Genomic DNA, 14,935 nt, shown 5'->3' with positions numbered 1-14,935 from the left:
AAATCGGAGAAAATAAATGAAATTTACTCAAATGGCAAAAGCTAACGAAATCGAAAGAGATTGGATAGTAGTTGATGCAACAGACAAAATATTCGGTAGAATTATTACTGAAGTTGCAACACTATTAAGAGGTAAACACAAGCCTTCATATACTCCTCATGTAGACTGTGGAGACAATGTTATTATTATTAATGCTTCTAAAGCAAAATTTACTGGAGCAAAATTAGAAGATAAAAACTATTATACTCACTCAGGATATTTTGGAAGTACTAAAACACACAAAATGTCTGATATGCTAGAAAATAACCCAGAAAAATTATTCAAACTAGCTACTAGAGGGATGTTACCAAAAACAAAACTTGGTAAAGAAATGTTAAAAAAATTAAAAGTATACGCAGGAAGCGAACACCCACACACTGCGCAAATTAAAGGATAAGACTAATGGCAAAAGTATACGCAACTGGAAGAAGAAAATCTGCTATCGCTAAAGTATGGTTAGAAAATGGAAACGGTCAACTTACAATCAACGGTCAAACTTTAGATGCATGGTTAGGTGGACACGAAGCTATTAAAAAAAGAGTTATGCAACCATTAGAAGTAGCTAAACAAGAAACTTCTGTAAACGTAGTAGTAAAAACACTTGGTGGTGGTTACTCAGCTCAAGCAGATGCAGTTAAACATGGTATTTCAAGAGCTTTAGTTGCTTATGATGAGCAATTCAGAGCAATCTTAAAACCTTATGGATTATTAACAAGAGATGCAAGATCTGTTGAGAGAAAAAAATACGGAAAGAAAAAAGCGAGAAAGTCAACTCAGTTCTCAAAAAGATAATCTTTTTATCTTATCAAAGATTACAAACTTTATTTCTTCAAAAGGGAAAGACTTCAGGTCTTTTCCCTTTTTTTATTCAAATCAAAACAATTATTTAGTTTCATAAAAAGTATTAATAGGATATAATCCAAATATGAAAAAGTTTATTATAATTATCTCAATCAATATATTTTTAATACTAAATCTTTATTCAAGTACATTAAACCTATCACTCTCATCAAGTCCAAGCAGACTTAATCCCATAATAGCATCAGATACAGCAAGTTCAGAGATTACACAATGGCTTTTTAATGGGCTTGTAAAATATGATAAAGACGGAAATATAGTTACAGACTTAGCAAAATCATATGAATTTAAAACAAATACGAAACTTATTTTCAAACTAAAAAAGGGTATAAAATGGCATGATGGAGTTGAGTTTACAGCTGATGATGTAGTTTTTACTTATGAAAAAATTATGGATAAAAACATCTATACCCCAAGAAAATCAAATTTCAAAGAGGTTGAATCAGTAAAAAAACTTGATAAATATACTATTGAAGTAATTTATAAAAGACCTTATTTTAAAGCTTTAATAGTATGGATGATGGAGATTATTCCTAAACATTTGCTAAAAAAAGAGGAAAATCTTATGAGCTCTTTTTTTGATAGAAAACCAATTGGAACAGGTCCTTATAAAATAAAGGAATTAAAAACTGGTTCAGATATAAATCTTTTTGCAAATGAAGACTATTTTGAAGGAAAACCCAAAATAGAAAAAATCCACTATAAATTTATACCTGATCCAAACACCTCATTTTTGATGTTAAAACAAAATCAACTTGATCTTGGAGGATTAACTCCTTTACAAATAGATAGACAAATCGATACAAGTTTTAAAAATGATTATAAAATTATTGAAAAACCAAGTTTTGCATATGACTATTTGGGATTTAACCTAAAAAATGAGAAGTTTAAAAATCCAAAAATTAGAGAAGCTTTATCTCTGGCAATAAATAGAAAAGAGATGGTTGATATTTTATTTTTTGGTCATGGAAAAGTTTGTACAGGACCTTTTTTGCCAGGTAGTTTTGCCTTTAATGAAAAAATTAAACCTGTTAAACAAAATTTACAAAAAGCAAAAGAGCTTTTAAAAGAAGCTGGATATGATGACAATCATCCTTTCTCTTTTGAAATAACTACAAATACGGGAAATGATATAAGAATTAATGCAGCTCAAATTATCCAGTATCAATTATCAAAAATTGGGGTAAATGTTACAATCAAAGTTATGGAGTGGCAAGCTTTTTTAAATACTATAGTGCACCCTAGAAATTTTGAAACAGTTCTTTTAGGATGGAGTTTAGCTCTTATGCCTGATGCTTACCCTTTATGGCATAGTAAAGCTGATGTATTAGGTGGATTTAATCTTGTTGGATATCATAATAAAGAGGTTGATGAACTTATTGAAAAGGGCTCTACTACAATTGATATGAATGAATTGGCAAAAATATATAAAAAACTATTTACTATCATTGCTAATGATAACCCTTATCTGTTTTTATATATTCCGAACTCTATAAGTGTTGTAAATAATAAAATCAAAAATGTAGAACCTGCATTTATTGGTATTCTGCATAATCAAAAAGATTGGATAAAACCCTAATAAATATTAATATTTAAATTATATTCATTTATAATTTATTTTCTACTAAACTACATTTATATATATACAAAGGCAATTATTTGGAAAAAATTATACTTTTTGACTTAGATGGGACACTAATCGACTCAACAGATGCAATACTTTCAACTTTTCATCATACATTTAAAGAGATGAAATATGATTTTAAAGGTGAAGATGAAGATATAAAATCTTTAATTGGTCACCCTTTAGATATTATGTTCCAAGACTTAGGTGTACCTCAAGATATAGTTTGGGATTATGTGGATACTTATAAAAAAAGATACAGAGAGATATCAAAACAACAAACAGAGCTATTAAAATTTGCAAAAGAAGCAATAGAGTTAGCAAACACTTTTGCAAGGCTATCTGTAGTTACAACAAAAACAGGACTTTATAGTATTGAATTACTAGAGCATTTAAAACTTATGGAATATTTTGAATTTGTTACAGGTAGAGAGCATGTAGAAAATCCAAAACCTCATCCAGAACCAATCCATAAAACTTTAGATCTAATGAAAATAGAAGGAACTTGTGATATTTGGATGGTTGGAGATACAGAACTTGATTTAATAGCTGCAAATAGTGCCGGAGTTAATTCAGTTGGAGTACTTTGCGGATATGGGAAAGAAAACACATTAAAAGAATATACTTCTTATATTGCACCTAACCCTTTAGAAGCTGTAAAAATTATAAAAAATCTTTCACAAATTTAATTAAAAAATATAAAATATTCTAATTAAATATTTTTTTATTTTTAATTAGAATTTATATTTTTTATATTCTTAAATTATACATAATTTGTGTATATAATTAATTATCTTAATTAATATCAACTTATTTATGTTTACATTCAAGATTATATAAGTTTACTTTAATTATTATGGAATTATAAGAATGAAATATAATTAAAGGGAAAATTATGACAAAAAAATTTGCTACTATGGATGGGAATGAAGCTGCTTCATATGTATCTTATGCATTTACAGAAGTTGCTGGTGTTTATCCTATTACTCCATCGTCACAAATGGGTGATAATACTGAAAAATGGGCAACTCAAGGCAAAAAGAATTTATTTGGTTCAACTGTAAAAGTTATTGAGATGCAAAGTGAAGCTGGTGCAGCTGGAACATTCCACGGTTCACTGCAAGCTGGTGCTTTAACAACAACTTATACAGCATCACAAGGTTTACTTCTTAAAATTCCTAATATGTATAAAGTTGCTGGACAATTATTACCTGGGGTTATCCATGTATCAGCTAGAGCTTTAGCAGCACATGCACTTTCAATCTTTGGTGACCATCAAGATGTTATGAGTGCAAGAGCAACTGGTTTTGCTATGCTTGCAACTGGTTCTGTGCAAGAAGTTATGGATATTGGTGGTGTTGCACACCTTGCAGCAATCAAAGGAAGAGTTCCTTTCTTACATTTCTTTGATGGATTTAGAACTTCACATGAAATAAACAAAGTTGAAGTTATGGATTATGATGTTTTTGACAGACTTATAGATTATGATGCTGTTCAAAAGTTTAGAGACACATCTTTAAATCCAGAATCACCTATCACAAGAGGTACAGCACAAAATGATGATATTTATTTCCAAGGAAGAGAAGCATCAAATAAATTTTATGATGCAGTTCCTGATATTGTAAATGAATATATGCAAGAGATTTCAAAAGTAACTGGTAGAAATTATGCTCCATTTACATATTATGGTGACCCTGAAGCTACAGATGTTATTGTTGCTATGGGTTCTGTAAATGAAACTATTAGAGAAACTGTTGACTTTTTAAGAGAAACACAAGGAAGAAAAGTAGGACTTCTAACTGTTCATTTATATAGACCATTTAGTACAAAATACTTTTTAGATGCTTTACCTGACAGTGTTGAAAACATCTGTGTTATAGATAGAACAAAAGAGCCAGGAAGTTTAGGTGAACCATTATATCTTGATGTAAAAGCTGTATTCTATGATGAAGAAAAGAAACCAAAAATTATTGGTGGTAGATACGGGTTATCTTCAAAAGATGTTCCACCAAATCAAATTATAGCTCTATATGATAATTTAGCAGCAGATAACTCTAAAAACCACTTTACTGTTGGTATAAATGATGATGTTACATTTACTTCTATTGATGTAGGAGAAAATGTATCTGTTGTTGAAGATGTAAACGAGTGTCTATTCTATGGATTAGGTGCAGATGGTACTGTTGGAGCTAATAAAAATTCAGTTAAAATTATTGGGGATAAAACAGATCTTTATGCTCAAGCATACTTTGCATATGATTCAAAAAAATCTGGTGGATACACAAGATCACACTTAAGATTTAGTAAAAATCCAATTAGATCAACGTATCTTGTATCAAATCCAGGATTTGTTGCCTGTTCAAAAGAGGTTTATTTAGAACAATATGAAGTTATAGATAAAATCAAAGATGGTGGAACTTTCTTACTTAACTCAATATATTCAGCTGAAGAGATAGTTCAAAGAATCCCTGACAGAGTTAAGAAAATACTTGCAGATAAAAAAGTTAATTTTTATATCATCAATGCTACTAAACTAGCAAGAGATATTGGACTTGGTAATAGAACAAATACTATTATGCAGGCTGCTTTCTTTAAACTTGCAGATATTATCCCTTATGAAGAAGCAAAAACATACATGAAAGAGTATGCAGAAAAAGCTTATGGAAATAAAGGTGAAGAGATAGTTAGAATGAACTATTTAGCTATTGATTCAGGTGAAGAGGGATTAGTTCAAGTTCCAGTTGATGAAGCATGGTCAAACTTAGAGGGTGGAAAACTAGTTGTACAATCTAAGTACAAAGGTAGTGAATATGTTGAAAACTTTGCTAAAGTTGTAAATGCAGCAAAAGGGGACGAGATTCCTGTATCTTCTGTAGTTAACCTTGGTATGGAAGGTGGAACATTTGAGAATGGTTCTACTAAATACGAAAAAAGATCTATTGCTACAATGGTACCTCAATGGAATGAAGATACATGTATCCAATGTAACCAATGTGCATTTGAGTGCCCACATGCAGTTATTAGACCATTTTTAATGGATGAAGAAGAGTTTGAAAAAGCACCAGATGGAGTAAAAACTCACTCTCTTGATTCAAAAGCAAAAGGAACAAAAGACCAAGGACTTAAATACAAAATTCAAGTATCAATTATGGACTGTACTGGATGTAATGTTTGTGTTGACATTTGTCCTACAAAAGAAAAATCTCTTAAAATGGTTCCATATGAAGTTGAGGATGAAAACAATGAACAAGAAAATGCAGACTACTTATTTAATGATGTATCTTATAAAGAACATTTAGTTAAAGCAGACACAGTTCAAGGTTCTCAATTTGCTCAACCATTATTTGAGTTCCACTCGGCATGTCCAGGTTGTGGTGAAACTCCATATATCACCTTAGCTACTCAACTATTTGGAGATAGAATGATGGTTTCTAATGCAACTGGATGCTCATCTATTTATTCAGCATCAGCACCATCTACACCATTTACTAAAAATGCAAAAGGGGAAGGTCCAGCATGGGCTAACTCATTATTTGAAGATGCAGCAGAGTTTGGTTATGGTATGCACGCAGCAAATGAAACTATTAGAAATAGAATTGGTACAATTATGAAAGAGACAATGGAAGAGGTAACTAATCCTCTAAAAGGTCTTTATAAAGAATGGTTAGAAAATAGAAGTAATGGAGCTAAAACTCAAGAAATCAGAGATAAACTTGTTCCTCAACTAGAACAAAATCAAGATTTACCAGGTGTAAAAGTTCTATTATCTCTTAAAAAATACATAGTAAGAAAATCTCAATGGATGATTGGTGGAGATGGTTGGGCCTATGATATTGGTTATGGTGGACTAGATCACGTACTTTCAACTGGTGAAAATGTAAATATGTTAGTTGTTGATACAGAAGTTTATTCTAATACTGGTGGTCAATCTTCAAAAGCAGCAAGAACAGGTTCGATTGCAGACTTTACAAATGATGGTAAACCAAATGCTAAAAAAGATTTAGGTTATATCTCTATGACTTATGGAAACATCTTTGTAGCACAAATCAACTCAAGAGCAAATCAAAAACATGCCGTTCAAGCTATGAAAGAAGCAGAAGAGTATGATGGACCATCATTAATTATTGCTTACTCTCCTTGTATTGCCCATGGTATCCAAGGTGGTTTAATGAAATCAGTTGAACATGGACAATTAGCTACAGATTGTGGTTATTGGCCAATTTATACTTTCGATCCAAGAAAAATTGAAGAGGGTAAAAATCCAATTAAAATTTCTGGTAAAAAACCAAATTGGGATGTTTATGATGAATTCCTAATGAAAGAGAACAGATATAGATCTCTTAAAAAACTTAATCCAGAACAAGCAGATTTCTTATTAGCACAAAATAAAAAAGATGCACAATATAGATATAGACAATTATCTAGAATGGCAGCAGCTGATTATTCTGACGAATTAGAAGATGCATAAAAGATAGTAAGGTATTTATACCTTACTATCTATTTTTTTATTCCAAACTCCCTTTTCTTTTATATAATCAAAACTAAACAACCTTACTATAAAAATACAATTTTTAAATCTCTTTAATAATATTATCAATATTAATTATCATTTTATAATTTTAAATACATAAGAAAAACTTATTAAAATAGGTATAAAAATGAACATATGTTCATAACAGAGATACCATAAAATGGACATATGTTCATAGGTTTACTATATTATGGCTTTTTTAAATATTTATACATAATTATTACATATTTTAATATTAAGCTAAGTTTTCTTTTCCTAAACTTCAATCGGACAAATTAGATGTCTCTACTAATTTAGATAAATTTTAGGAGCAAACATGCTAGAAATTAGATGGCACAGCCGTGCTGGTCAAGGTGCTGTTACAGGTGCAAAAGGACTTGGTTCTGTTGTGGCTGAAACAGGTAAAGAGGTACAAGCTTTTGCATTCTATGGTTCTGCAAAAAGAGGTGCATCAATGACTGCATATAATAGAATTGATAATAAACAAATTATAAACCATGAAAAGTTTATGCACCCTGATTATGTATTTATACTAGATCCTGCGTTAGCCTTTACAGATGATTTTACTGCACACGAGACTGAAAAAACGCAATATATTATAACTACACACTTAACAAAACAAGAGCTGATTGAGTTAGTACCTGCACTTAAAGGAAGAGAAGAAAGAACATATACTTTAGATTGTTTAAAAATATCTCAAGAAACAATTGGAAGACCAATTCCAAATACTCCAATGCTTGGTGCTTTTATGAAAATAAGTGGAATGTTTGAACTTGAGTATTTTCAAAATGCAATGAAAAAAGTACTAAAAAAACTGCCTCAAAAAGTAATCGATGCAAATATGATTGCTATTCAAAGAGCATATAACGAAGTACATTAGGAGATACAATGAGCAAATCAATAAAAGAGATGGGATGGGATGAATTAGTACCTGGTGCTGCTTTATATGCATTTGATGCTAATGTAGATTATCAAATGAGTGAAACTCAGCCTGAAGATAGAATTTATGCTGAAACAAATTCAAAAAATGCTTATGTTGGAGATTGGAGAGTTTTTAAGCCAGTATGGAATAGTGAATTATGTATTGACTGTCAAAACTGTTGGTTATTCTGTCCAGATACGGCAATTATCTCAAGAAACAAAGAGATGGTTGGTGTTGATTATGACCACTGCAAAGGTTGTGGTATCTGTGTAGAAGTGTGTCCAACAAATCCAAAATCATTATTAATGTTTAATGAAACAGAAAAAAATGAAGAAGCACTTACAAAGTGGCCTGAAAAGAAAAAAAAGGGTGAAGAGTAATGAATAGAAAAGAGATGGAATTAAATACTGTAGAAGTATGGGATGGAAATACATGTAATGCACAAGCTTTTAGACAAGCTGGTGTTGATGTAGTTGCTGCTTATCCTATTACCCCTTCTACTAATACAGTTGAAAACTATGCGACAATGCATGCAAATGGTTATGTTGATGGTGAATTTGTAATGGTTGAATCAGAACACGCTGCAATGTCTGCATGTGTTGGTGCTGCTGCAGCTGGAGGAAGAGTGGCAACTGCAACATCTTCACAAGGTTGTGCACTTATGGTTGAAGTATTATATCAATGTGCAGGGATGAGATTACCAGCTGTATTATGTTTAGTAAATAGAGCACTTGCTGCTCCCCTAAATGTAAATGGTGACCACTCAGATATGTATCTTACTAGGGATTCTGGTTGGATCCAACTTGATTCATTTAATGCGCAAGATGCATATGATTTAACACTTATGTCGTTTAAAATTGGTGAACACAAAGATGTTAGACTTCCTGTTATTTCTAATCAAGATGGATTTTTGACTTCACACACAGCCCAAACAGTTAGACCACTTTCTGATAAAGATGCATATAACTTTGTTGGTGATTATGTACAAGTTAATGCAATGTTAGATTTTTCAAAACCTGTTACACATGGTGTTCAAACAGAACATGATTGGCATTTTGAACATAAAGCAAAACAGCATGCAGCCCTTCAAGGTTCATTACCTGTAGTTGAAGAGGTATTTAAAGAGTTTAAAGAGTTAACTGGAAGAGAATACAATATAGTTGAAACACATAAAATGGATGATGCTGATGTGGCTATTGTTTGTTTAGGTACAACTTATGAAACAGCAACAATTGCAGCTGATGAATTAAGAGAACAAGGGATTAAAGCTGGAGTTATTGCACCTAGATTATTTAGACCTTTTCCATTAGTTCAATTAGCACAAAAACTACAAAATGTAAAAGCACTTGCATGTATGGATAGATCAGCTCCTGGTGGAACTGTTGGAGCTTTATATAATGAAGTTGCTGGTGCCCTATTTAACACTCCTGCTAGACCAGTACTTAGAAACCTAATTTATGGACTTGGGGGTAGAGATATTACTGTAAATGAGTTAAAAGAAATTTTTACTAATTTAGACAGTGATGCAAAAAATGGTAAATTAACTGGAAAGATCCAAAGACTTCACGGAGTTAGAGGACCAGAACTAAGCTTTTATGAGCTGTAAGGAAGAGATATGAGTAATCAAAAAGTAATTAAAAACTTAAAAACATTTTCAACTGCTGCTGAAAGATTTGAGGGTTCTCACGTTTTATGTCCAGGTTGTGCCCACTCTATTATAGTAAGAGAGGTTTTAAATGCTACAAATGATAATCTTGTAGTATCTGCTGCAACTGGTTGTTTAGAAGTATGTACAGCAATATATCCACATACATCTTGGGATTGTTCTTGGATTCATATTGGATTTGAAAATGCTTCTACTGCAATTGCAGGAGCTGAAGCTATGAACAAAGCTTTAAGAAACAAAGGAAGAATTAGTGCTGATACTCCTGAGCCAAAATTTGTTGCTTTTGGTGGAGATGGTGCTACATATGATATTGGTTTTCAATGGATATCTGGATGTTTTGAAAGAGGTCATGATATGATGTATGTTTGTTTAGACAATGAAGTTTATGCAAATACAGGTGGTCAAAGATCATCTTCTACTCCTATTGGAGCATCAACTACTACTGCACCTGCTGGTTCAACTTCATATGGTGAAAAGCAAGTTAAAAAAGATATGCTTCAAATTATGGCAGCACATGGCTCACCTTATGTGGCACAAGTTGCTCCAAATAAATGGAAAGATATGGTTAAAAAAATCCAAAAAGGTTTTGATACAAAAGGACCAGTATTTATAAATGCAATGTCTGCTTGTACAACTGAGTGGAAATTCCAACCACATGAAACAATTGAAGCTTCTGATTTAGCTGTTGATTCACTTGTATTTCCACTTTATGAAATAGTTGATGGAACAGAATTAAATATCACTTACAGACCAAAAAATATAGTTCCAGTTAGGGATTATTTAGCTTTCCAACCAAGATTTAAACACTTGTTTAAACCTGAAAATGAGCATATCATTGAAGAGTGGCAAAGAAGAGTTGACAAAAACTGGGAATATCTTCAAAGAAGAGAAGAAGCTAGAGTTTAATTATACATATTCAAATACAAGAAATGATGAATATTCACTTCTTGTATTTTGAAGTTAAAACTTATAAATAATACTCACCTGTTTATAAAAAAAACTTGCTTTTTTGTATATTTATTAATCATCGTTAGTTTACATCTAAAATACAATTTTGCTATACTTCAAAAAAATTTTTAAGGAAACCTATGGGTATATTTGATATTTCAACTCAGCAGAAATCTCATAATATAGAAAAAAAAGATGAAATTATTAATAATCTAATCAATACATTTGAGCCTATTAGTGAAGAGTTTGAATCAAATAATAATCTTTATATATTTAAAAAATTTAAAGCTGAAAAAACATTTCTTAGTTATGATTTAAAAGCTACAGTAAGAGAATCTAAAGAATCTTTTGCAATAGATTTTGAAGGGGAACTTCAAAATGCTTGGATATTAGTAATTTTAATAGTTCTTGGTATTCTTTTAACTTACGGTATTGGTGTGATACTTGTTGCAGCTTTTGCTTATTTACAAAAAAAGTCCTCTACAAAATATATTGAAACTACTTTTGAAAAACTAAAAAAAGAGACTTCTTCGGAATAGTATTTGCATTCATCTTAAAAAGGATATGCAAATGGATATATATCAAAAAGCTTATGATTGGGCAAAAACTCATAACTTTGAACCAATACAGATTGAGTATGCAACAAAATTAGCATTAAAAATGTTAGATGATTCTTGTCAAATGTCAGCAGAAGATAGAAAAATGTTTTTTTATGTTTATGATGCAATTTCAGATAGAGATGATATAACTCTGGATGATGATGTAAACAAACTTGTTCTTCTTGCACGGGATAGAAATACTATCTATTCAAAACCTGAATATGCCAATATTGTTCATGCCTGCAGAGTAGAGGTTATACCTTCTATGTTAAAAGTTCATATGAAAGCTTTTAAAAAAATGGTTAGAGAAAATCTAAATTTACTTTAAAACAATTATTCTTTTTAATAAACAAAACTCTTTAAAAATGATTACATATGAAATTTAAGACTTTAAAATAGGAATTTTGATAAAATCACAAAAAATAATTCAAGGATTTAAAAATGCCATTATTAGATAGTTTTAGAGTTGATCATACAATTATGCCTGCACCTGCTGTAAGAGTTGCAAAAACAATGAAATCACCTTCAGGGGATGTAATTACAGTTTTTGATTTAAGATTCTGTGTTCCAAATGAAGCAATGATGGGTGAAAAAGGTATTCATACCTTAGAGCACCTTTTTGCAGGTTTTATTAGAGAACATTTAAATTCAGACAAAGTTGAGATTATTGATGTATCTCCAATGGGTTGTAGAACAGGTTTTTATATGAGTTTATTAGGTACTCCAAAAGAGGAAGAGGTTGCAAAAGCTTGGAAAGCAGCAATGGAAGATGTACTTAATGTAAAATCTCAAGAAGATATTCCAGAACTAAATGTTTACCAGTGTGGTACATATAAAATGCACTCATTAGATGAAGCAAAAGAGATTGCAAAAGAGATATTAAGTAAAGATATAGGAACTATGTCAAATGAAAAACTATATTTACCAGAAGAGAAACTAAACAGTTTAGGAAACTAATTGAAAAAAAAGCTAGAACTATTTAAAGGTTTATTTCAACCTTTTACAAACTTATCTGTTTTTTTTATAAACAATAATACAGATTTTATTGAGTCTACTTTAGAAGAGGTTGTAAAAACAAACGAAGGTAAACTTAATAAAATCGATTTTATAGAAGAAAAATACTTAAAACTAAACCATTATATGAGAGAGTTTGAATATATAGTTCTAGGTGATATTATAAATAAGTATGAAAAAAAAGAGCTGCTTTTACAAAAATGTTATAGAGCTCTTGAAAACTCAGCAAATATAATAATACTGGAAAATAAAACAAATAATAACTTAGATGAGATTCGAGAACTATTAGATAAAACCTCTTTTGTAGCAATCAATAGTATAGAGCTTTTTGATAATTATGAACTTATCACTGCAAAAAAACTTCATATGTGGGGTAGTGGTTTATAGTGACTGAATTTATAAAAACACCTGATGGATCTAATACTTTATATTCATCAAAATATAAACAATATTTCCATGATATAAAAACAGGAGCAATAAAAGAGTCTTTAGTAAAACATATAGTTCCTGCTTTTACTTATCATAAAGAGAAAAAAAACTTAAAAATAGTAGATATCTGTTTTGGTCTTGGATACAACACTTTATCAACAATCTATTATGTACAAAAGAACAATTTAGAAAAAAAACTAGAAATCTATTCTCCTGAGTTTGATTTAGAACTTATAGAATCACTTAAAGAGTTTGAGTATCCAAAAGAGTTTGAAAATCTAAAACAAATAATACTAGAGTTAGCAGAAAATAAAAAATATGAAGATGGAAATTTAAAAATTGAACTTTATATAGGGGATGCAAGAGAGTATATCAAAACAATCAAAGATATAGATATAGTTTATCAAGATGCTTTTAGTTCAGAGGTAAACAAAGAGTTGTGGAGTGTAGAGTATTTTAAAGATATTTATAAGTGTTCAAATAATGATTGTATAGTAACCACTTACTCAATTGCAACAAATGTCAGACTCTCTTTATATGAAGCTGGATTTACAATCTATGAGATTAATCCTAGTGGAAATAGAAAACAAACTTTTGCTTTAAAAGAAAAAAAATCTATTGATGCTAAATATATAGATATGGAACTAAAAAAACAAAGAAATAAAGAGGCTAAAGCTATTTATGACAAATAACTTTATAGAAAACCATATAAAATATTATGATGGTAACCTTCCTATTATAATAAGTGCACCCCACGGAGGAGATGAAAAACCTAAAGATATAAAAACAAGAAAAAAGGGTGTATTTGAAAAAGATGATTATACTTTTGAATTAACAGAAGAGATAATAAAAGAGTTTGAAAAACAGATACAAAAAACTCCTTATTGTATAATAGCTACAATCTCCAGAGAAAAAGTAGATATAAATCGTAAATCATCAGAAGCATATTTTGATGAGAAAGCTAGTATTCCTTATAATCAGTTTCATTCACTAATTAAAACTGCAAGGGCTAAAGTAAAAAGAGAGTTTCAAAAAGGATTATATTTTGATATACATGGACAATCACATTCCCATGGTTTTATTGAGTTTGGATATCTACTTAATAATGACATATTAAAACTAAAAAAGAAAAGACTAAAAAAATATAAAAATAGCTCAAGTATAAAAACCCTTTCAAACTTTTCATCTAAATCTTTTATAAAGCAAATAAAAGGGAAAAACTCTTTAGGCACTCTAATGTCAAAAAAAGGATATAAATCTGTTCCTTCAAAAAAAATCCCTTATGCAAAAGATGATAACTATTTTGAAGGAGCTTTTAATACTTTTAAATATGGTTCTTTGGATGAGGGAGTTATAAATGGAATTCAAGTTGAATTTCCCTATAAAAACTGTAGAGATTCTAAAAAAAATAGAAAAAAATGTGCAAAAGCTTTTGTAAAAACAATAATTAAATTTTCAAAAATACATTTAGGAATAAATTTAAAGAATATTAATATTTTAGAAAATTAATTATCTTTCTATCATCATAAAGTATATGATTTATAAGCCATATATCCATATATTCAATTAATCTCTTTTCAAACTCTGTAATATCTAGTTTAGGTAAACTTTTTAAAAATTTATTCATATGTTCGATAATATCTTCATGGAGTTTCTTATGTGCTTCTAATTCTGGGTATCCAATCTCTTCCATAAACTCTTCTTCATGTTTAAAATGAGTTTTCATATATTCATACAATTCTTTTATTGTAATTTTTACATGGGTTCTTATATCTGTATTATGATAATTTAAAGATTCAATTGCAATATCAAATAGTTTTTCATGCTCTTTATCTAAAAGCTCATTTCTTAACTGATATTCCATTTTCCATATAAATCTTTCTTTTAGTTCATCTCTTGTTTTTAAAGCATAATGAACTTTTTTGTCCTCAATTAAAATATGTTGTAAAATATTTTTATTTACTAAATCACTAAGTTGAATTATAGTTAGATATATAGGTTGATATGTAATATTTTTTACAATATCGCCTAACTTTTTTACTAGTTTTGCATGTAGTTTTTTATGTTCAGCAAGTTTTGGGAATCCAATTGATTTCATAAAGTTTTCTTCATTTTTAAAATGAAATTTTGTATATTTTATTAACTCTTTAACAATCTCTATAACTTTTTCTTCATCCTCTTTGCAATCATTAATCTCATTTGCTATATCAAAGAGTTTTTTGTGTTCAGAATCAATTTTTTCATGACCAATACAATAAGCTTTGTCCCAAGTTGTAAATTGTGGATTTATTAATTTACCTTCCAT

At 29.9% G+C, this 14,935-nt stretch carries 16 protein-coding genes; 15 read left to right on the top strand and 1 reads right to left on the bottom strand.

What is annotated here, in order from left to right; genetic code table 11:
• Positions 1-16 precede the first annotated feature (16 nt).
• The 15 genes from rplM (at position 17) to ACKU3H_RS04790 (ending at position 14,139) form a co-directional block, all read left to right on the top strand.
• On the top strand, positions 17-436 hold the full coding sequence (gene rplM / locus ACKU3H_RS04860; RefSeq protein ID WP_320035855.1) for a 50S ribosomal protein L13: 420 nt from the start codon (positions 17-19) through the stop codon (positions 434-436).
• Positions 437-441: 5 nt separating this feature from the next.
• Complete coding sequence (rpsI, locus tag ACKU3H_RS04855) at positions 442-831, top strand: 30S ribosomal protein S9 (RefSeq protein WP_320035854.1); 390 nt, start codon at positions 442-444, stop codon at positions 829-831.
• 133 nt (positions 832-964) lie between these two features.
• Positions 965-2,476 (top strand): peptide-binding protein, encoded by a 1,512-nt coding sequence (locus ACKU3H_RS04850; RefSeq protein ID WP_320035853.1) that lies wholly within the window; start codon positions 965-967, stop codon positions 2,474-2,476.
• An 80-nt stretch (positions 2,477-2,556) separates the two neighbouring features.
• Positions 2,557-3,210: an HAD family hydrolase gene (locus tag ACKU3H_RS04845; protein WP_320035852.1), complete on the top strand. Its 654-nt coding sequence runs from the start codon at positions 2,557-2,559 to the stop codon at positions 3,208-3,210.
• Positions 3,211-3,416: 206 nt separating this feature from the next.
• Positions 3,417-6,989: a pyruvate:ferredoxin (flavodoxin) oxidoreductase gene (gene nifJ, locus ACKU3H_RS04840; RefSeq protein WP_320035851.1), complete on the top strand. Its 3,573-nt coding sequence runs from the start codon at positions 3,417-3,419 to the stop codon at positions 6,987-6,989.
• Positions 6,990-7,368: 379 nt separating this feature from the next.
• Positions 7,369-7,932: a pyruvate flavodoxin oxidoreductase subunit gamma gene (locus tag ACKU3H_RS04835; protein ID WP_320035850.1), complete on the top strand. Its 564-nt coding sequence runs from the start codon at positions 7,369-7,371 to the stop codon at positions 7,930-7,932.
• A gap of 8 nt (positions 7,933-7,940) precedes the next feature.
• Positions 7,941-8,354 (top strand): 4Fe-4S dicluster-binding protein, encoded by a 414-nt coding sequence (locus ACKU3H_RS04830; protein ID WP_320035849.1) that lies wholly within the window; start codon positions 7,941-7,943, stop codon positions 8,352-8,354.
• Complete coding sequence (locus ACKU3H_RS04825) at positions 8,354-9,580, top strand: 2-oxoacid:ferredoxin oxidoreductase subunit alpha (RefSeq protein WP_320035848.1); 1,227 nt, start codon at positions 8,354-8,356, stop codon at positions 9,578-9,580. The genes ACKU3H_RS04830 and ACKU3H_RS04825 overlap by 1 nt, the downstream gene beginning before the upstream one ends.
• Before the next feature lie 9 nt (positions 9,581-9,589).
• Positions 9,590-10,546 carry a thiamine pyrophosphate-dependent enzyme gene (locus ACKU3H_RS04820; protein ID WP_320035847.1) on the top strand — a complete coding sequence of 319 codons (957 nt, stop codon included), beginning with the start codon at positions 9,590-9,592 and terminating at the stop codon, positions 10,544-10,546.
• A 182-nt stretch (positions 10,547-10,728) separates the two neighbouring features.
• Complete coding sequence (locus ACKU3H_RS04815; RefSeq protein ID WP_320035846.1) at positions 10,729-11,127, top strand: hypothetical protein; 399 nt, start codon at positions 10,729-10,731, stop codon at positions 11,125-11,127.
• A 31-nt stretch (positions 11,128-11,158) separates the two neighbouring features.
• A complete protein-coding gene (locus ACKU3H_RS04810) occupies positions 11,159-11,515 on the top strand; it encodes a hypothetical protein (RefSeq protein WP_320035845.1) in 357 nt (118 codons plus the stop codon).
• A 113-nt stretch (positions 11,516-11,628) separates the two neighbouring features.
• Complete coding sequence (gene luxS, locus ACKU3H_RS04805; protein ID WP_320035844.1) at positions 11,629-12,144, top strand: S-ribosylhomocysteine lyase; 516 nt, start codon at positions 11,629-11,631, stop codon at positions 12,142-12,144.
• On the top strand, positions 12,145-12,588 hold the full coding sequence (locus ACKU3H_RS04800) for a hypothetical protein (RefSeq protein ID WP_320035843.1): 444 nt from the start codon (positions 12,145-12,147) through the stop codon (positions 12,586-12,588). It begins immediately after the preceding gene.
• Positions 12,588-13,322, top strand: coding sequence for an MnmC family methyltransferase (locus ACKU3H_RS04795; RefSeq protein ID WP_320035842.1), 735 nt, complete (start codon positions 12,588-12,590; stop codon positions 13,320-13,322). Before ACKU3H_RS04800 ends, ACKU3H_RS04795 begins: the two co-directional genes overlap by 1 nt.
• Positions 13,312-14,139 carry a hypothetical protein gene (locus ACKU3H_RS04790; protein WP_320035841.1) on the top strand — a complete coding sequence of 276 codons (828 nt, stop codon included), beginning with the start codon at positions 13,312-13,314 and terminating at the stop codon, positions 14,137-14,139. Before ACKU3H_RS04795 ends, ACKU3H_RS04790 begins: the two co-directional genes overlap by 11 nt.
• Here ACKU3H_RS04790 and ACKU3H_RS04785 read toward each other — a convergent pair.
• Positions 14,120-14,935, bottom strand: coding sequence for a bacteriohemerythrin (locus ACKU3H_RS04785; protein WP_320035840.1), 816 nt, complete (start codon positions 14,933-14,935; stop codon positions 14,120-14,122). The two genes, ACKU3H_RS04790 and ACKU3H_RS04785, sit on opposite strands and share 20 nt — an antisense overlap.

It is taken from the genome of Halarcobacter sp. (genome assembly GCF_963675975.1).
Lineage (GTDB): Bacteria > Campylobacterota > Campylobacteria > Campylobacterales > Arcobacteraceae > Halarcobacter.
Note: the sequence above shows the minus strand (reverse complement) of the source record. Positions and strands in the feature narration are given on the sequence as shown.